Below are 17388 nucleotides of genomic sequence, written 5' to 3' on the forward strand. Positions count from 1 at the left end.
TAAAGTATTTCACAGCAACTGTCAATGAAAATCCGTCTCATAAGATATAATAGTTTTATTCTGTCGATTTTAATATAGGTGGTATAGAAAAAGGGCTTACTGATTGTGTGCAAAAAGTACCTTTATGCAGTAAGCCCACCTTATATTTATTTTTTTAGAACAGCCCGGTAATCACGCCGTCCTCGCTGATGTCCATGTCCATCGCAGCGGGATGTTTCGGCAGTCCGGGCATAGTGAGGACGCTCCCCGTGAGCGCGACGACGAAGCCTGCGCCGCACGACGCGCGCAGTTCGCGCACGGTGATGCGGAATCCCGTCGGGCGTCCGAGCAGGGTCGGATCGTCGGAGAAGGAATACTGCGTCTTTGCCATGCAGACGGGTGTCTCCGTCATGCCGAGCCGTTCCATCTCCGCAAGCTGTTTTCTTGCCGCGGGCGTAAAATCCACGCCGTCCGCGCCGTAGATTTCTTTTGCAATCGTTTCAATTTTCTCCGCAATCGGGCATGCCGCATCGTAGATCGTGTGAAAGTTTGCAGGCTGCGCGAGCGCACGCTCCACGGCGTCCGCGAGGGCAAGACCGCCCGCCCCGCCCTTTGCCCAGACCTCGGAGCGGACGGCGGGCGCGCCGAGCGACGCGCAGAGTTCTTCGAGCAGCGCAAGTTCCGCTTCGGTGTCCGTCGGGAATACGTTGACCGCGACGACGGCAGGCAGACCGAACTTGCCGATGTTCTCGATGTGCTTTGCGAGATTTGCCGCGCCGCGCCGCAGCGCGTCGAGGTTTTCTGCGCCGAGTGCGTCTTTTGCCACACCGCCGTTCATCTTGAGCGCGCGCACGGTCGCGACGATAACGACCGCATCGGGTACGAGTCCCGCCATGCGGCATTTAATATCAAAGAATTTCTCCGCGCCGAGATCAGCGCCGAAGCCCGCCTCGGTGACAACGTAATCGGCAGATTTCAGCGCGTATTTGGTCGCCATGACGCTGCTGCACCCGTGCGCGATGTTCGCGAAGGGACCGCCGTGGATGAGTGCGGGCGTGCCCTCGATGGTCTGCACGAGGTTGGGGTACACCGCGTCCTTAAAGAGCAGTGCGAGCGCGCCCGTCGCGCCGAGTTCCTCCGCATGGACGGGGCGTCCGCCGCGTGTGTAGCCGATGAGGATGCGCCCGAGACGGCGTTTCATGTCCGAGATGCCGTCCGCGAGACAGAGAATTGCCATCATCTCCGAGGCGACCGTGATGTCAAAGCCCGATTCGCGCGGGACGCCGTGCGCCGTGCCGCCAAGTCCGATCGTGATGTGGCGCAGGGCGCGGTCGTTGACGTCGAGCACGCGCTTCCACACGATGCGCCTGACGTCGAGGTCTAGTGCGTTCCCCTGTTGGATGTGATTGTCGATGAGTGCGGCGAGCAGATTATGCGCCGTCGTGACGGCGTGGAAGTCGCCCGTGAAGTGGAGGTTGATGTCCTCCATCGGCACGACCTGCGCATAGCCGCCGCCCGCCGCGCCGCCCTTCATGCCGAAACAGGGGCCGAGTGAGGGTTCGCGCAGAGCGACGATCGTTCGCTTCCCCCGGCGGTGCAGGGCGTCGGCAAGTCCGACGCTCGTCGTTGTCTTGCCCTCACCCGCGGGGGTCGGGTTGATCGCGGTCACGAGGATGAGTTTGCCGTCGGGATTATTTTTTACGGCGTCAAGCGCGGCGCGCCCGATCTTCGCCTTGTATTTTCCATACGGTTCGAGATGATCGGCGCGGATGCCGATGCTTTCGGCGATCTCCGCGATGGGGCGCATTTTCGCTGCGCGTGCGATTTCGACGTCGGTTTTCATGTTGGTGCTCTCCTTTACCAAATTTGACCGAATTTAAGCGATTTTTTTACCCACGATGTAAGGCGCGCGTAGATCGCGGGAGGGCGCGGCAGCGCGGCGCCCCTACAAGGCGTGCATATTGAATTTCCTCTTCCCACGATGTTGGGCGCACGTTGAGCGGTTGTTCTCCCGCAATGTGTACCGCCGTAGTTGATATGCCGTTTGGGCGTCCGCCGCAGCCATTTTTAAGCCCCGCTTTTTTGGCAAGGCGGATGCCCGAACGGCGCCGGAACATATGACTCACCCCTGCTGTAGCTTAACTGCCTCAACAACATTATTCATAAGCATTGCGACAGTTAAGAGCCCCACGCCGCCCGGCACGGGCGTGATCGCTCCTGCGATCTCCGACACAGCATCAAAATCCACGTCGCCGACGAGTTTTTTCGGGGCGATGCGGTTGATGCCGACGTCGATCACGGTTGCGCCCGGCTTCACCATATCCGCGGTCACAAAGCCCGGACGCCCGACTGCCGCGACGAGAATATCCGCCTCACGTGCGACTGCCGCGAGGTTCTGTGTGCGCGAGTGGCAGACCGTCACGGTCGCGTTCCGCTCGAGGAGAAGATGCCCCATCGGCTTGCCGACGATGTTGCTGCGCCCGATGATGACGGCGTGCGCCCCCTCGATGGGGATGCCCGCGAGTTCGAGCATACGGATACAGCCCGCAGGCGTGCAGGGGCGCAGTCCCGGCGCGCCGAGCACGAGCCGCCCTGCGTTCATGGGGTTGAACCCGTCCACGTCCTTGCGCGGGTCGATACGCTCCAGCACTTCCTCTTCATAGGCGCGCAGCCCCTCCGGCAGAGGAAGCTGCACGAGAATCCCATGCACGGATGCGTCTGCGTTCAGGGCATCGATGCGCGTGATCAGCTCCTCCTTTGCCGTATCGGCAGGCAGGGCGATGTGATCCGAGATGATGCCGAGCTCCGCACACGCCTTTTGCTTGTTGCGGACGTAGACCTCCGAGGCGGGATCAGCGCCGACGATGACGACGGCGAGCCGCGGGTGAACGCCCTCCGCCTTGAGCTCCGCGACCGCGCGTCCCGCGTCCTCTTTGATTTTCGCGGCAAATTCCTTGCCCGACAGTATGCGTGCCATATGCTCTCCTCTTTTTCAGTTCTATATATAGTAACTCATCCACGCGAACGCGCAAACGGCGATCGATACGATGCCGTTCCGCATGAAATACGTCTGCGTCACGCGTGAAAAATCCGTAGGACTCGCGATGCGGTGCTGATAGACGAGTGTCGCCGCCGCGATCAGGACGCCGACAAAATACGGCCAATGCAGCCGGCACATAATGCCGACGGCGACGAATCCGACAATCGACAGCACATGCGCGATGCGTGCGATGCGGAACGCCCCCGCCGCGCCGTAGGAGACGGCGAGGGAGTGCAGTCCTTGACTGCGGTCGAACTCCTCATCCTGCGCGCCGTACATTGCGTCGAACGCACCGATCCAGAGGGCGACGGCGAGACAGAGCACGACCATCGGCGCCGCGATCTCCCCCGTCACCGCAACCCAGCCGCCCGCAGGCGCCATCGCGATCGCGATGCCAAGGAAGAGGTGTACCCAGCCCGTCACGCGCTTGAGGAACGGGTAGACGAGAAAGGGCAGCGCGGCGATCGGCAGGAGATAGATGCAAATGGGATGCAGCTGCAATACCGCAAATACAAGCACAAGGAGGCACACGCCTATAAAGACGAGCGCCTCCCGTTTGCTCACGCGTCCCTGCACCATCGCGCGGTACGCGAGGCGGGGCTGCTGCCTGTCATATTTCAGATCGGCGAGATTGTCGAGGACGAGCGCCGCCGACCGCGCCGCCGTGATGGCAAGGACGATCCAGCCGAGGTCTCCCGGACGCGGATGTCCGTCCGCAGCGAGCAGCGCCGCCATGAGTGCGAACGGCAGCGAGAACACCGTATGATGAAAAGCGGTGTTGTTCGCATGCGCCCGAATCCGTTCGATCAGTCGGTTCAATCGAGTCCAAACTCCTTCCAGCGCGCCGTGACGCGCGCCTTGATCTCATCGCTCATCGTGATCTCGTCCGGCCACTCGCGCGCGTGCCCCTCGGACGGCCATGTCTTGGTCGCGTCGATGCCGAGCTTTGAGCCCCACTGCGCCATGGGCGAGGAGTGGTCGAGTACATCGAGCGGCCCCTGCACGATCTCAAGGTCATATTTCGCGTCGATGTTGTTAAAGACGCGCCACCAGACTTCCTTCATGTCCTGCACGTTGACGTGCGCGTCCACGACGATGATCATCTTGACGTTCATCATCTGCCCCATGCCCCACAGCGCGTGCATGACCTTGCGCGCGTGCATCGGGAACTGCTTTTTGATGGAGACGACGATGCAGTCGTGGAACACGCCCTCGAGCGGCATGTTGACGTCGACGATCTCCGGCAGCATCTGTTTCAGCAGCGGGAGGAAAATGCGCTCGGTTGCCTTTGCGATAAAGCAGTCCTCCATCGGCGGCTTGCCGACGACGGTCGCGGCGTAGACGGGATCTCTGCGGTGCGTGATCGCCGTGATGTGAAAGACGGGATAGTCGTCGGCGAGCGAGTAGTAGCCCGTGTGGTCGCCGAACGGCCCCTCGCGCCGCCGCTCGTCCGTGTCGACATAGCCCTCGAGGATGATCTCCGCCGTCGCGGGTACTTCGAGATCGACGGTCACGCATTTCACGAGCTCGACGGACTTGTGCCGCAGGAATCCCGCGAACACCATCTCGTCGATGTCGCGCGGCAGCGGCGCGGTCGCGGCGTAGGTGAGGACGGGATCGGTGCCGATGGCGACCGCCGCCTCGATGCGCGTGCCGCCGCGCTCCTTCGTATCGCGAAAGTTCTCCGCGCCGTTCTTGTGGATGTGCCAGTGCATCCCCGTCGTGCGGCTGTCATATTTTTGCAGGCGGTACATGCCGACGTTGCGCTTGCCCGTCGCGGGGTTCTTCGTAAAGACGAGCGGCAGTGTGACGAAGGGGCCGCCGTCGTCCGGCCAGCATTTCAGGATGGGGATATTGTCGAGGCTCGGATTCTCGGTCTCGATCACTTCCTGACAGGGCGCATTTTTCACATATTTCGGGAAATTAATCGCCTTGCGCGCCATCGGGATGAGCGTCATGAGGTTCATCTTGTTTTGGAGGGAGATGTGCGGGATTTTGAGCAGCTCGGTCAGCTCGTCCGCCACGTCGTCGAGTTTTTCCACGCCGAACGCGAGCGCCATGCGCTCGTAGCTGCCGAACGCGTTCATGAGGACGGGCATGGTCGAGCCCTTGACGTTCTCAAAGAGGAGGGCGACGTTTTTCTCCCCCTCCAGTTTCGATATGCGGTCGGTAATCTCGGTGATCTCGAGCTCCGGGTCGACCTCCGCCGTGATGCGTCTCAAGAGGCCGCGCTGTTCGAGCACGTCGATGAATTCGCGTAGATCTTTATACGCCAAGGAAATCCCTCCTAGATGTTATTTGCGCAGGATGTACCGCACGATGAGGTAGCCGACGCCGTAAAGCGCGATCATCGGCACGGCGATCATCGACTGGGTAAAGACGTCCGGCGTCGGCGATATGACGGCGGCGACGACGAACGAGAGGAAAATGACGATGCGGGCATATTTCCGCAGAAATTTAGACGAGATAAAGCCCATTTTGCCGAGAATCGTGATGATGAGTGGCAGTTCAAAGACAAAGCCGAACGGCAGGACAAACATAATGACAAATTCGAAGTAACGGTTGACGGAAAAGAGCGCCTCGAGTTCGGCGCTGCCAAAACCCTTGAAAAAGAGAATCGCGGCGGGGAACACGAGGAAGAACGAGAACGCGAGCCCGAGGAAGAACAGCACGACCGAGACCGGCACAACGATCCCGAGGACGATGCGCTCCGCGCGCGTGAGTGCGGGCAGGAAGAACCGCCACACATGGTAAAATATGACGGGCAGCGCGAGAAGAAAGCCCACGACGACGGCGATCTTGATGTAGGTGAAGAACGCTTCGGCGGGCTGCATGTAGTAGAGCTTTCCGACCGGTCGGGTCAGATAGTGCATGATGTCTTCGATGAAGTAGTAGCCGACGCCGCTCCCAACGGCAACGGCGAGGAGACACTTGATGAGGCGCGACCGCAGCTCCGTCAGGTGTGCGATGAGCGACATGCTCCCCTCGTCGTCCTCCTCCGTCTCTGCGGCGGTGGGGGAAAGCGGCGGTTCCTCTCCGCCCGTCGGATCGGGTTCCGCGATCGGAGGAGTGTCCTCCGTGGACGGCACATCGTCAGGAGACGAGATTGTCTCGGGTGTCTGTGCCGCCTGTTCCGCAGCCTCCGCCGCCCGCCGCTGCGCGGCGATCATGGCGTCGCGCTCCTCCGGTGTGGCGGGGCAGGAGACAGGCGCCTCGGGCGTTTTCGATTCCTCAGACATAGATTAGCTCTTCGTTTCCGTCTTTCCGTCCGCGGGGAGCGTCTTTGTCTCCGCCGTGACATTGATCTCGGATTTTTCCCGGTCTTGTTCGTTGTTCGCGGATTTGAACTCCTTGATGCTCTTGCCGAGCGCCTTGCCGATATCCGGCAGGCGGCCGGGGCCAAAGACGACCAGTCCGATGATGAGAATGAGTACGAGTTCGGGTACGCCGAGTCCAAACATGATGATTGTTCCCCTCCCAAGGCGTGAAGTGAGATTTTTTCAAAACTTTCACTTCACTCTATTCTTCCTAAAAATAATACAACTTGTTATATCGTTAAACATTTTGGCTGCCGGACGTTACGCCGCCGTGAATCGCAGGAGGGCACGGCGGCGCCGTGCCCCTACGGGGGCGGCATAACGAGGTACTTCACACGCGATGTCGCGGTGAATCTCCATGCCGACATGATGTGATGCTGTTGGCTGCCGGACGTTACGCCGCCGCATATCGCAGGAGGGCGCAGCAGCGCGGCGCCCCTACGGGAGCGGCATAGCGAGAGATGTTTCGCTTGCGATGCGATGCCGCCATATATCGGCAGAACCGTTACTATCCGTTCTTTTGTGCGGGTTCTGCAGTCTCTGCGGCGGTGGGCTGCTCTCCCGCCGTTTCCGCCTGCGCTGCACGATGTGCCGCGACGGCTGCCGCCGCGCTCTCCATGGTCGCGGGAGCGGGCTGTGCCGTCTCCTGCACAGGCTGTGCGGTCTGTATAGGCTGCGCCACGGGCGGTTGTTGTGCCGGCTGCGGCGCGGGTGCGGCGGGCGGCGGATCGGGTGCGTTAATCGCCTGTGTCAGGGCGTTCGACGCTTTGCGGAACTCGCGGAGTCCCTTGCCGAGCGACCGCCCCACCTCGGGCAATTTACCGGGACCGAACACGATCAGTCCCACAACGAGGATTAAAATGAGTTCGGGGACACCGATACCAAACATGAATGACACCTTCTTTTTATGATAACCGATTGATGCAGAGCCCAATCAAGAACAGCGCGCATACCGAGTTACAGGGCACGGCACCGCCGTGCCCCTACAACGCGCGCACAGCACGATGTGTTCTCCCTCGATGCAAGGATACGGCGCAGAAACGAGATATCCACAAGGACTATCACCTTTTCGCCGTAATCTTGCATTCCATGCCGCCCCCGTAGGGGCGCCGCGCTGCTGCGCCCTCTACCGATGCACGGCGGCATATCTTCCGGCAGCGAAAAACGTCCTCGTTATGCCGCCCCCGTAGGGGCACGGCGCTGCCGTGCCCTCAGTCGCTTTATGGCGGCGTATCTTCGCGGCGCGGCAACACCGTCACACATCAAAATCCCGCTGCGATCTCTCAAAACTCTCTGCGTCCGATGAAATCCGCCGCCATGAGGCACGTTTCCCTGATGCGCGGGTCGAGCGATGCGGGGAGCGCCGCCTTGGCGCGCGTGAGGTAATCGTCCGCCCGCTCCTGCGCATAGTCCACGCCGTCCGTACTGCGGACGAGGTTCAGCGCGCGTGCGACCTCCTCCTCCGACATCTTCGGATTCGTAATAAGCGCCGTGAGCTCGGCGCGCTCCTTTTCGCCGAGCACCGAGAGCGCGCGGATGACGGGCAGGGTCACATACCCCTGCGCGAGATCGCGTCCCGCGGGCTTTCCGATGCGCTCGGCGGTCTGCTGCAAATCGAGCAGGTCGTCCGTGATCTGGAACGCCATGCCGATCGCGTGCCCGTACCGGGCGAAATTCGCCGTGTCCTCCGCGCTCATCCCGCCGATGCCCGCGCCGAGCTCGCAGCAGATCTCGAGAAAGTCTGCCGTCTTTTTCCGTATGCGCTCGTAGTATGCGTCCTCACTCACGGGTACCTGATAGACCGTATGATCCTGCAGGATCTCCCCCTCGCTGAGCGTGCAGACAAGGTCGGCGAGACGCATATAGATATGCCAGGAATACCCGACCCTCGCGACCTGCTTAAAGGCGCGCGCAAAGATATAGTCGCCGCTCAGAATGGCGACCTGATTCCCCCATTTTGCATTTGTTGTTGCCGCCCCGCGCCGCGTATCCGCCTCGTCGATCACATCGTCATGCACGAGGGACGCCGTGTGAATCAGCTCGAGCGCAACCGCAATCGGCATCGCACGGTCACGGTCAAAGGCTGTGCCGCCGCGCGCCGCGAGCAGGAACAGAGCGGGACGCAGCCGCTTCCCACCGGAGGAAACGAGATGCGCGCCGATGTCGCTCACGAGCGCCGAGTCCGAGGAAAGTGCCGCCTCCAGCGCCGTCTCGAGTACGGTGAGGTCTTCCTCTATGACATCAAACATGTCGTTCTTCAATGTCTTATCACCTACAGTAACGCGATCCGCAACGCGGAGCGGCGACTCTCTTCATTGATATTTCTAATGCCCGCAGGCATAAACCTCATCACATTCTATCATATTGCCGCTATACCGTCAAAATTATTTCTTCTGCAAAACGAGCGCGCTGCCGACACTGCGCTCCGTCCCATCCGAGGGGAAATTCTGCACTTTGCCGTCCGCATAGAGTGCTGAAGAACCGCCGCCGTCGAGGTTCACGGCATCCCGTACCCCCTGCTTTACAAGGAACTCCGCGAACTCCGTCAGCGTCAGTCCGTGGCTGTGCGACTGCCGCCCGTCAACCACGGCAAAGAAAATCATCCCGTTTTTCGTTACGCCGACCGCACTGCGCGGCGAGCGTCCGTAGCGGATGTCACCGGGGAACTGCTCGTCCCCTGCCGTCACATGTACTTTTCCATTTTCAACGAGCCGAGGACCTGCGCCGACGACCTGCACGGCGCGGTCGAACGCCCCTGTTATATGCTCCGTCAGCGTCACAGGATCGCCAACGCGCACGCCTGCCGAGGCGAACGCGTCCATTGAGGATCCGTGTACCGAGACGACATAACCGTCCGACGGAATCACGGAGTCGTTCGTATTGATCTCTGTCACACGCCCGTTCCGCACAACGTACTCCAGCCCGTAGGGGTTCGTCCCCGTCGTCCTGCCGTAGGCACGGTTGTAGATGATAAGGTTATTCTCCCCGCGTTCTGCATCGACACCCGAGACGGGCAGCGTCGTTTGGTCGATCTTCACCGTTCCATTATAGGACACAACGCCGAAAATAAAGGAGCCGTCCTCCATCACGCCAAATGCGGAGCGATCGAAATACGTCGTTCCAACGACGAGCCCATCGATCTTCGTCACGCCGATGAGCTCGCCGTTCGGGGCAAAATAAGATGCATTGATCGCTGCGGCCGCGTTTGTCGCGCGGGCGATACCGCTGACTGTCTGCCTTCCGGGGATATAACCGCGCGCAAGTGCGGGACGCACACTGTAAAACTGCGGATCAGCCTCGATGAAGAATGCCGTCACGAGACCGTCCTCATCTTGCCATACCTGTGTCGTCATTTGGAGCCCCTGCCCGAGATTCGTGACGCGGCTGACGGGCAGGACACGCCCCGCGCTCACATCACGCGGATCGACGTCGCCGAGCAGTCCATGCTCCTGCAGTACTTTGATATAGGCGGGCATTTCCTGCGGCGGCGCATCGCTCGGCACAGGTCTTTCTACCGGCTTTTGCGCGGGTTTTACCGCAGGATTTTCCTCTGATTTTGCCGCCCCCTCGGACGCAATGTCAACAAAAATACGGAACGGATTTGTCAGGTTTCCAATCCGGTACGACATCCCCTTTGCCATCGTAACGGTGACATAGAAATGCCCGTTGCGCTTTGCATAGGAGACAGACTGAATGCGCTTTGTCCGAATCGCTGCCCGATTAAGTTTTGCTGCATTCACATTCGCAAAGTCGAGCGTCAGTTCACGTCCATCCTCGGAAATATTCGCATGGTAGATCGGCATCTCCGTGAGGTCGAACACGATGCGGTCACGCGCTGTGCCCGATGACGAGCGCAGTCCGGTCAGATCTGCCGCCGCATGTACATAAGAAGCTGCCGCAAGCATCAGCGCCGCGGCAAGCACAAGGATTTTCTTCAAAACACGCATAACAAACTCCAAACTAAAAATCGCAGCCTCAAAACAAAAAGAGAGCTGCCCAAAAACAGCTCCCTTCATTACAGCATCCTCCTAGGGACATTTTCTCTCTTGCTTCGTTATTTCTTCAAGGCGGTCGGCGCAAGCTGCTTGTACATCATGTCCGCGATGCCGATACCGCCGCTCTTAGAGACCTCGTTCATCAGCTCCGTGTCCCGCATATCCTCGAAGATATTCATCGCGTTGGACTTTTTGCCGAAAAGTCCGCCCTCGGGCACGGTTGCGCGCATCTGCTTATACATCATGCTGAGGAACATCGCCTCGAATCCCTCGCACGCCTCGCGCAGCTTCTTTGCCTCCACGTCCGCGTCCGTCATCGTTCGGACGAATCCCTGCGTCTCCGACGCGGTTTTTGCGGGCGACGCATTCGCAGCGGCGGCTTTGCGCTGTAATTCCTCCAATGTCGATTGGAACGATTTCTCCTCGGCGTTCGTGCGCGCGGCGTCATAGGAGGTTCCCGCGGCGCCGTTCATCATGGCGGCGCTATTGATCGGCTGTATTGTCATGCCTTCCTCCTTAGATAATCTCGAGTTCGGCGTGCAGTGCGCCCGCCGCCTTCATCGCCTGAAGGATGGAAATCGTATCGCGCGGTGTCGCGCCCACGGTATTGAGCGCACCTACAATATCGCTGACATTCGTCGTCGCGGGCAGAACGATGGTACTGCCCTTTGCCTCGGAGACCGATACGTCAGGGTTCTCCGTCACAACCGTGTTCCCGTAGCTAAATGGTCCCGGCTGCGAGACATCCGGATTCGCCTGAATGCGGATCGTAATGCCTCCCTGCGTGATAGCGACCGCATCCACGGAAACGTCGCCGCCCATGATAATCGTGCCGGTGCGTTCGTTGACCACGACCCGCGCCATATTATCAGGGCGGATCGGCAGCTCCTCGAGCGATGCAATGAAGCTGACCACGTTCCCACGGTAGTAGGATGGGATCGAAACGTCCACGCGCCCTGCATTCGCCGCCTGCGCGATGTTCCCATACTGTGCGTTGATCGCCCCCGCGACCCGCGATGCCGTTGTAAAGTCCGCGCGCGAGAGCGAAATCGAGATGCGCCCGTCCCCGCCGATGTCGTCCTCCACTGTGCGCTCGACAATGCCCGCGTTCACGGCGATACCGACGGTTGGAAATGCCGCCTGCATGCTGCTGCCACCGCTGCCCGCGGTAAAGCCGCCCGTAGAAACCGCGCCCTGCGCGACGACGTAGACCTCGCCGTTGCCCGCACGCAGCGGCGTCTGGAGCAGCGTGCCGCCGCGCAGGCTCTTCGCATCGCCGATGGAGGAGACGGTCACGTCGAGTGCGTCGCCTTCGCGGACGAAGGGCGGCAGGTTCGCCGTCACCATGACCGCTGCTGCGTTCTTGAGCTTGATCGAGCTCGTATTGACATTGATGCCGTAGCTGATGAGCATATTTGCAATCGACTGAAGCGTTTCGCCCGAGCTGGAGCCGTCGCCCGTACCGTTGAGTCCGACGACAAGTCCGTAGCCCATGAGCTGGTTGGAACGCACGCCCTGCACCTTCGAGATGTCCTTGAGACGCGTGACTGCGGATTCCGCCGATACGATGCCCGGAAACGTTCCGAACACGAGGGCGAGGAGGAGCAGCGCTGCTGCAAATTTCTTCATAAGAACTCCCTCCCCTTTAGAACAAGATATTGAAGATCTGGGTCAAAATGCCCTGCCGCTGTTTTGCATTGAGCGGTCCCTTGCCGTCGAAGCGCACCGTCGCATCGGCGACACGTGTCGAGAGCACGGTGTTCGTTGCGGAGATGTCCTCCGGGCGGCACATGCCGCGGAACGTGATCTTGTGCTCATTGCGGTTCTGCCAGATGGACTGCGTCCCCTCAAGGATGAAGTTCCCTGCGGGCGTGATCTCCGTGATGGTCACGGTCACGTTGCCGATCGTCCGATTCGTCGAGGATGCGGAGCCCTTTGCGTTGAATTTATCGGATCCGCTCGCCGAGGCCGCCTTGAGGAAGTCAAAAATCCCGACGCCCGCACCGATCGAAACAGAGCCGCTTTTCTCATTCGCGGACGATCGCGTCGCCGATGTCGTTGTGGTCTCACTGATGATGATGGTCACAATATCGCCGACATTCATCGCACGGTGATCCGCGAAAACATTTCGTGTCGGGTAACCGCTCGGATTCTTCCACAGGGACTCCGCCGAGACGGCGGGTGCAACGCTCCCGACCGCAAAGGCGGCGGCAAGCATTCCTGCAAGCCATTTCCTCTTACTCATCATGTTCTCCTCCCGAACTCCCGTTGTCCCGTTACCCCGAAATCTGTACCGTCTCCGCGTCAATCACCTTGCCGCGCAGAATCTTCCCTGAGCGCACATTGCGCACGCGGATCGTGTAGCCGATGCGGCCGCCCTCCATCGCCGCCCCCTCAGCACGAACGACGATGCCGTTCATGTCGAAAATGAGCGTCACGGGATTTCCCACACGAATCACGAGCGGCATCGCCAAAAAGTTTGGCGTAATCACCGTATCCTTGCGAATCCAGCGTCCCGCAACGCGTCCCCCGAGCTTTGAAAAATCTGTCAGCGTTACGGCGGGTACGGTATCCACCGCGCGCTCTTCGATCCGCGCATTCGCGGGGCTGATCTCCGCCTCCTGGCGGATGTCCGTCATGGCAACGAGCACGCGGTCATAGACCGTTACGCGGTAATAATTCGTCGTTTTCCGCTGCAATACGCCGTCTACATAGACTGAAATCAGTGCCGGGAAATCTCTGCCGTAGGGAATGCCGCGCGGAAATTCTACGGTCGCTGTCACCTCGCCTGCCGGGAGGTGCATTGTGTTTGTCGATCGCTGCAAATGCAGCTCATGCCGCCGTGTTTCTCCGTTCTCCGTAAGCGTCTCTTCGATTTTTTTCTCTGCGAGCGTTGAAATCTGCACGGCGGAAAGTACGTTTGGAAACTGCTCCCCCGCCGTGCCGTACGGGACGGCAACGACCGTCTGCGCAGGCAAAAAAGCGAATAAGCCACTCCATAGGAATAGAATGGCTGTGATGATTCTAATTTGAATGCTCAACGCTTGAGCGTATTTGCAATCTCGAGCATCGAATCAGACGTCGTAATTGCCTTGGAGTTGGATTCGTACGCACGCTGTGAGATGATCATCTCGACCATTTCCTCAACGATCTGCACATTGCTCATCTCGAGTGTCCCCTGCGTGAGCGTTCCCGTTCCGTCAAGACCGGGCGTCGACTCGATCGCCTCGCCCGAAGCGTCGGATACGACGAAGAGGTTCTTGCCGATAGAGGTCAGTCCCGCAGGGTTCACGAAACGTGCAAGTGTGATCTGTCCCGCTTCCTGCTGCTGCGTCTGCCCCGCCTCACGGTAGGAGACGCGCCCGTCGCCGGAGATCGTGATGGACTCCGACGGCGCATTCTCACCGATCTGAATGCCGTCCGCAATCAGATAGCCGTCCGTCGTCACCATGCGGCGGTTGCTGTCGAGCTTCCACGTGCCGTCGCGCGTATATGCAGTCGAACCGTCCGGCAGCGTGACGCGGAAGAAGCCCTCGCCCTGAATGCCGATGTCGGTCGGGTTGTCCGTCGTCTGGAGTGCCCCCTGTGTGAAGATACGCTGCGTCGCGGCGACGCGCGTGCCGAGACCGATCTGCAGTGCTGTCGGGTACTGCGAATCCGTGCCGTTCCGTGCGCCCGCCTCGCGGAGCGTCTGATAGACGAGATCCTGGAACTCTGCGCGCACCTTCTTTCCGCCGTGAGTGTTGACGTTTGCGATGTTGTGCGCCACGATGTCCATATGCGCCTGCTGCGCCTTCATGCCGGACGCCGCAGACCAAAGTGCTCTCATCATAGTCGATATCCCCCTCCATAGAGAAGTATTTTTCCCTAGTTATTCACTCTTTTATATCGAAATCTTTTCCGTTTTTCTTAAATGTATTTAACTCGTACGTCCGACGTCGTTGACCGCCTTGTCGAGGAGCGAGTCCTGCGTCTGCACGGCGCGCGATCCTGCCTCGTAGACACGGTAGTTGTTGATGAGCTCGACCATCTCGGTGACGATGCTCGTGTTCGACATCTCGAGCAGTCCCTGCTCGATCGTTCCCGTCGCCTGTGTGGGGCGTGCGCCCTCCTGCGGACGGTAGAGGTTATCGCCCTGCTTGATGACCGCATCGGGTGCGTCGAACTGCACAAAGCCAAGCTGCGCGATCTCCGTATTTCCTACATAGATGCGCCCGTCACCCGAGACGTTCACGCGCGTCGCGTCCGCGGGGATATTGATGGGACGCCCCTGCGCCGAGAGCACCGCCTGCCCGCGTACGTTCTGCAGCTGCCCGTTCGCCGAGCGGTAAAAGCTGCCGTCGCGCGTGTAGCGCGGTCCCTGCGGGGTATCGATAACGAAGTAGCCCTCGCCCGAGATGGCAAAATCGTAGGTGTTGCCCGTTGTCTGAAGCGCGCCCTGCAAATGATCAGTCGCGATCTCATCTACCGCAGAACCGAGTCCAAGCATACCGACGCGTGGGGCGCCATGCCCCAGCCGAAAGCCCTTAAAGCTTGTCACATCCGTGTCCGCCGTATAGTCGTTGATGCGGCGCAAGAGCATCGGTTCGAACTCGCGGATCGCCATATCGTCACGCTTAAAGCCCGTATTCGACGCGTTCGCAAGGTTGTTCGCGATCATGTCCGTGTGCTTGGTCTCCGTGATCATGCCGGACGCCGCGATATAAAGACCTCTCCACATAACTATCCCTCTTTTTCCCGAAAGTTTTCCTTCTCGTATAAAATTCGCCGCAGAGAAAAATTTTCCTCTATTTTTTCCTGCCGAATGTCGTATTCGTCGCCTTGCCGTCAAATTTGTCAAAGACGTCGAGTGCCTTGCCGCACCCCATCGCAACGCAGGACATAGGATCATCCGCGACAAGCGTCGGCGTCCCCGTCTCGCGCTGAATCAGCTCCGCCATGCCGTAGAGGAGTGCGCCGCCGCCCGTGAGGACAATGCCGCGATCCATGATGTCCGCCGCAAGCTCCGGCGGCGTATCCTCGAGCACCTTTTTCACACAGTCAACAATGCGCATCACGGATGTCTCAATCGCAGCCGATGCCTGTGCCGTCGAGATCGTGACCGTCTTCGGCAGCCCCGAAAGGAGATCGCGCCCGCGAATGTCCATCTGTTCGCGCCGTGCCGCCGTATGTGCCGCGCCGACACGCGTCTTGATCTCCTCCGCTGTGCGTTCGCCGATGAGCAGGTTGAACTCACGCTTCACATACGCGATGATATCCTCGTCGAACGTGTCGCCCGCCATGCGCAGGCTCTCGCTTGTCACGATGCCGCCGAGACTGATGACAGCAATATCGGTCGTACCGCCGCCGATGTCGACGACCATCGAGCCCTGTGCCTCCACGATGTCGAGTCCCGCGCCCATCGCCGCCGCGAGCGGCTCCTCGATGAGCTGAATGTGCCGCGCCCCCGCCTGCTCGGCGGCCTCCTGCACGGCACGCTGCTCGACCATCGTCACCCCCGAGGGGATACAGATCATGATGCGCGGGCGGAAGACGATGCTGCGCCCGACGACTTTTTCGATGAAGAAACGGAGCATACTCTCCGTGATGTCGTAATCCGCGATCACACCGTCGCGCAGCGGGCGTATGGCAACGATGTTGCCGGGCGTGCGCCCGATCATGCGGCGCGCATCCTCTCCGATGGCGAGCACCTGATTCGTGTCGCGGTTGACGGCGACGACGGACGGTTCCTTGAGGACGATGCCCTTGCGTTTCACATAGACGAGGACGTTTGCCGTCCCGAGGTCGATTCCTATATCCATTGACATGCCGAACATGTACGGAAATCCTCCTAATAATTACGGTTCAAAAATCAATTGTCCTCATCCTCGACCACGAATTGTTCGGGGACGGGCGTCACGGCAGTGCGGATCTCTTCGAGCGATTTCTCAAGCGACTCCATGTATTCCTCTTCGAGCGTCTTGTTGTCCCATTTGCACTTTTTCCCGTAGTTCAAAATGCCGTCGAGATAAGGAATCGCCATTTCCGAGACATACGCCTTTGAGACCTCGGCTGCGGTCATGTAAGCATCCTTCGTACGCAGCTCGAACGCGATGCGGTCGATGTAATGCTCCCCTTCAATAACATAAGCAAGCGAGCGCAGCCGCAGGCTCATCTCGCGTGCGGTCACAGCGTCGCGCGATGTCGCCGAGCGATCCGCTGCGATCTTCTCAAAAATAGCCCACGCCTCATCGCACAGATTCCCGACCGTGGCAAGCACCCGGTCGCGCGCACGCTTCTTGCGCCAAAGCACTTCGCGGACGGTCGGCTTTTTCTGCTCTCCCATGCCTGCTTCCCCATTTCCTTTGGTACAATCTCTATCAAGTCTTTCCATTATATGATTTTCCCCGTGCCGCGTCAATCTATAATTATGCGCCGATCACCGCGCCCACCGCGTAAAATATTTGCATTGACGGGGCGATTCAATGTAAAATAGCAAAGAGAAGTTCTTTCATAAAAGGAGTACATGATGGCGGAAATCCTAAGAGAAAGCAGGCGTCTCTTCCTGCGCCGCGCAGAGCCGGAGGACATCGACTACATCTGCGCGCTGCAGGAGGCGGAGGACAACCGGGACTACATCGTCCCGTTTTCCCGCGCAGATCACGAGACGATTATTTTACAAGGAAAGGCGGCGCTCGACCTCATTGTCGTGGAGAAGGAGCCGCTCGTGCGTGTCGGCTACCTCCACGTTGGCGGGCTGCTGCTCGAGAGCAAGGAGCAGGAGTGGACGCACGTCGTCGTCGAGAAGAAGGGCTGCGGCTACGGACACGAGACGATGCAGCTCCTGAAGGCATGGGCGTTTGACGTCTGCGGCGCCCACCGCGCATGGCTCGACTGCAAGGACTACAACGCGCGCGCGCTGCACCTCTACGAGTCCGAGGGCATGGTGCGCGAGGCGCTCATCCGTGAGACACTGCTCCACAAGGGCGTTTACGAAAACCTCGTCGTCCTCGGCATCCTCGACCGCGAGTATCGCGCACGCAAACGTGCGGGTCTTGAATTAGAAGGGATTTGAGTT

General features: G+C 59.7%; 20 protein-coding genes. 1 reads left to right on the plus strand and 19 read right to left on the minus strand.

The window, feature by feature from the left end:
* Positions 1-154: 154 nt before the first annotated feature.
* From HMPREF9162_RS01215 to HMPREF9162_RS01295, 19 genes are all read right to left on the minus strand, one after another.
* The gene (locus HMPREF9162_RS01215) at positions 155-1822 is read right to left on the minus strand and encodes a formate--tetrahydrofolate ligase (RefSeq protein ID WP_009438171.1); all 1668 of its coding nucleotides are present in this window, start codon (positions 1820-1822) and stop codon (positions 155-157) included.
* A gap of 46 nt (positions 1823-1868) precedes the next feature.
* Entirely contained in the window at positions 1869-2096 is a 228-nt protein-coding gene (locus tag HMPREF9162_RS12475; protein WP_009438162.1) for a hypothetical protein, read from the minus strand.
* A gap of 5 nt (positions 2097-2101) precedes the next feature.
* Positions 2102-2956 carry a bifunctional methylenetetrahydrofolate dehydrogenase/methenyltetrahydrofolate cyclohydrolase FolD gene (gene folD, locus HMPREF9162_RS01220; RefSeq protein ID WP_009438186.1) on the minus strand — a complete coding sequence of 285 codons (855 nt, stop codon included), beginning with the start codon at positions 2954-2956 and terminating at the stop codon, positions 2102-2104.
* A gap of 21 nt (positions 2957-2977) precedes the next feature.
* Positions 2978-3838 carry a 4-hydroxybenzoate octaprenyltransferase gene (locus HMPREF9162_RS01225; RefSeq protein WP_009438183.1) on the minus strand — a complete coding sequence of 287 codons (861 nt, stop codon included), beginning with the start codon at positions 3836-3838 and terminating at the stop codon, positions 2978-2980.
* Positions 3835-5295 carry a menaquinone biosynthesis decarboxylase gene (locus HMPREF9162_RS01230; protein WP_009438191.1) on the minus strand — a complete coding sequence of 487 codons (1461 nt, stop codon included), beginning with the start codon at positions 5293-5295 and terminating at the stop codon, positions 3835-3837. The genes HMPREF9162_RS01225 and HMPREF9162_RS01230 overlap by 4 nt, the downstream gene beginning before the upstream one ends.
* Before the next feature lie 18 nt (positions 5296-5313).
* Positions 5314-6258: a twin-arginine translocase subunit TatC gene (gene tatC, locus HMPREF9162_RS01235; RefSeq protein WP_009438166.1), complete on the minus strand. Its 945-nt coding sequence runs from the start codon at positions 6256-6258 to the stop codon at positions 5314-5316.
* A 3-nt stretch (positions 6259-6261) separates the two neighbouring features.
* On the minus strand, positions 6262-6480 hold the full coding sequence (tatA, locus tag HMPREF9162_RS01240; protein ID WP_009438175.1) for a twin-arginine translocase TatA/TatE family subunit: 219 nt from the start codon (positions 6478-6480) through the stop codon (positions 6262-6264).
* A gap of 117 nt (positions 6481-6597) precedes the next feature.
* Positions 6598-6744: a hypothetical protein gene (locus HMPREF9162_RS12560; RefSeq protein WP_217490376.1), complete on the minus strand. Its 147-nt coding sequence runs from the start codon at positions 6742-6744 to the stop codon at positions 6598-6600.
* A gap of 100 nt (positions 6745-6844) precedes the next feature.
* A complete protein-coding gene (locus HMPREF9162_RS01245; RefSeq protein WP_009438195.1) occupies positions 6845-7225 on the minus strand; it encodes a twin-arginine translocase TatA/TatE family subunit in 381 nt (126 codons plus the stop codon).
* Between the two features lie 394 nt (positions 7226-7619).
* Positions 7620-8585, minus strand: coding sequence for a polyprenyl synthetase family protein (locus tag HMPREF9162_RS01250; RefSeq protein WP_175282233.1), 966 nt, complete (start codon positions 8583-8585; stop codon positions 7620-7622).
* 135 nt (positions 8586-8720) lie between these two features.
* Positions 8721-10352: a phosphodiester glycosidase family protein gene (locus HMPREF9162_RS01255; protein ID WP_009438188.1), complete on the minus strand. Its 1632-nt coding sequence runs from the start codon at positions 10350-10352 to the stop codon at positions 8721-8723.
* Positions 10353-10390: 38 nt separating this feature from the next.
* Positions 10391-10837, minus strand: coding sequence for a rod-binding protein (locus tag HMPREF9162_RS01260; protein WP_009438153.1), 447 nt, complete (start codon positions 10835-10837; stop codon positions 10391-10393).
* Between the two features lie 10 nt (positions 10838-10847).
* Positions 10848-11960: a flagellar basal body P-ring protein FlgI gene (locus HMPREF9162_RS01265; RefSeq protein ID WP_009438161.1), complete on the minus strand. Its 1113-nt coding sequence runs from the start codon at positions 11958-11960 to the stop codon at positions 10848-10850.
* Positions 11961-11976: 16 nt separating this feature from the next.
* The gene (locus HMPREF9162_RS01270) at positions 11977-12576 is read right to left on the minus strand and encodes a flagellar basal body L-ring protein FlgH (RefSeq protein ID WP_009438199.1); all 600 of its coding nucleotides are present in this window, start codon (positions 12574-12576) and stop codon (positions 11977-11979) included.
* A gap of 31 nt (positions 12577-12607) precedes the next feature.
* Positions 12608-13309 (minus strand): flagellar basal body P-ring formation chaperone FlgA, encoded by a 702-nt coding sequence (gene flgA / locus HMPREF9162_RS01275; RefSeq protein WP_009438192.1) that lies wholly within the window; start codon positions 13307-13309, stop codon positions 12608-12610.
* 59 nt (positions 13310-13368) lie between these two features.
* The gene (gene flgG, locus HMPREF9162_RS01280; RefSeq protein ID WP_009350251.1) at positions 13369-14163 is read right to left on the minus strand and encodes a flagellar basal-body rod protein FlgG; all 795 of its coding nucleotides are present in this window, start codon (positions 14161-14163) and stop codon (positions 13369-13371) included.
* 87 nt (positions 14164-14250) lie between these two features.
* A complete protein-coding gene (locus HMPREF9162_RS01285) occupies positions 14251-15051 on the minus strand; it encodes a flagellar hook-basal body protein (protein ID WP_009438174.1) in 801 nt (266 codons plus the stop codon).
* 67 nt (positions 15052-15118) lie between these two features.
* Entirely contained in the window at positions 15119-16147 is a 1029-nt protein-coding gene (locus HMPREF9162_RS01290; RefSeq protein WP_009438179.1) for a rod shape-determining protein, read from the minus strand.
* A 35-nt stretch (positions 16148-16182) separates the two neighbouring features.
* A complete protein-coding gene (locus HMPREF9162_RS01295; RefSeq protein ID WP_009438157.1) occupies positions 16183-16656 on the minus strand; it encodes a hypothetical protein in 474 nt (157 codons plus the stop codon).
* A 183-nt stretch (positions 16657-16839) separates the two neighbouring features.
* On the opposite strand from HMPREF9162_RS01295, the gene HMPREF9162_RS01300 reads away from it, so the two are divergent.
* Positions 16840-17385 (plus strand): GNAT family N-acetyltransferase, encoded by a 546-nt coding sequence (locus HMPREF9162_RS01300; protein ID WP_009438185.1) that lies wholly within the window; start codon positions 16840-16842, stop codon positions 17383-17385.
* Positions 17386-17388 lie beyond the last annotated feature (3 nt).

The organism is Selenomonas sp. oral taxon 137 str. F0430, assembly GCF_000183625.1.
GTDB classification, from domain to species: Bacteria; Bacillota; Negativicutes; order Selenomonadales; family Selenomonadaceae; genus Centipeda; species Centipeda artemidis.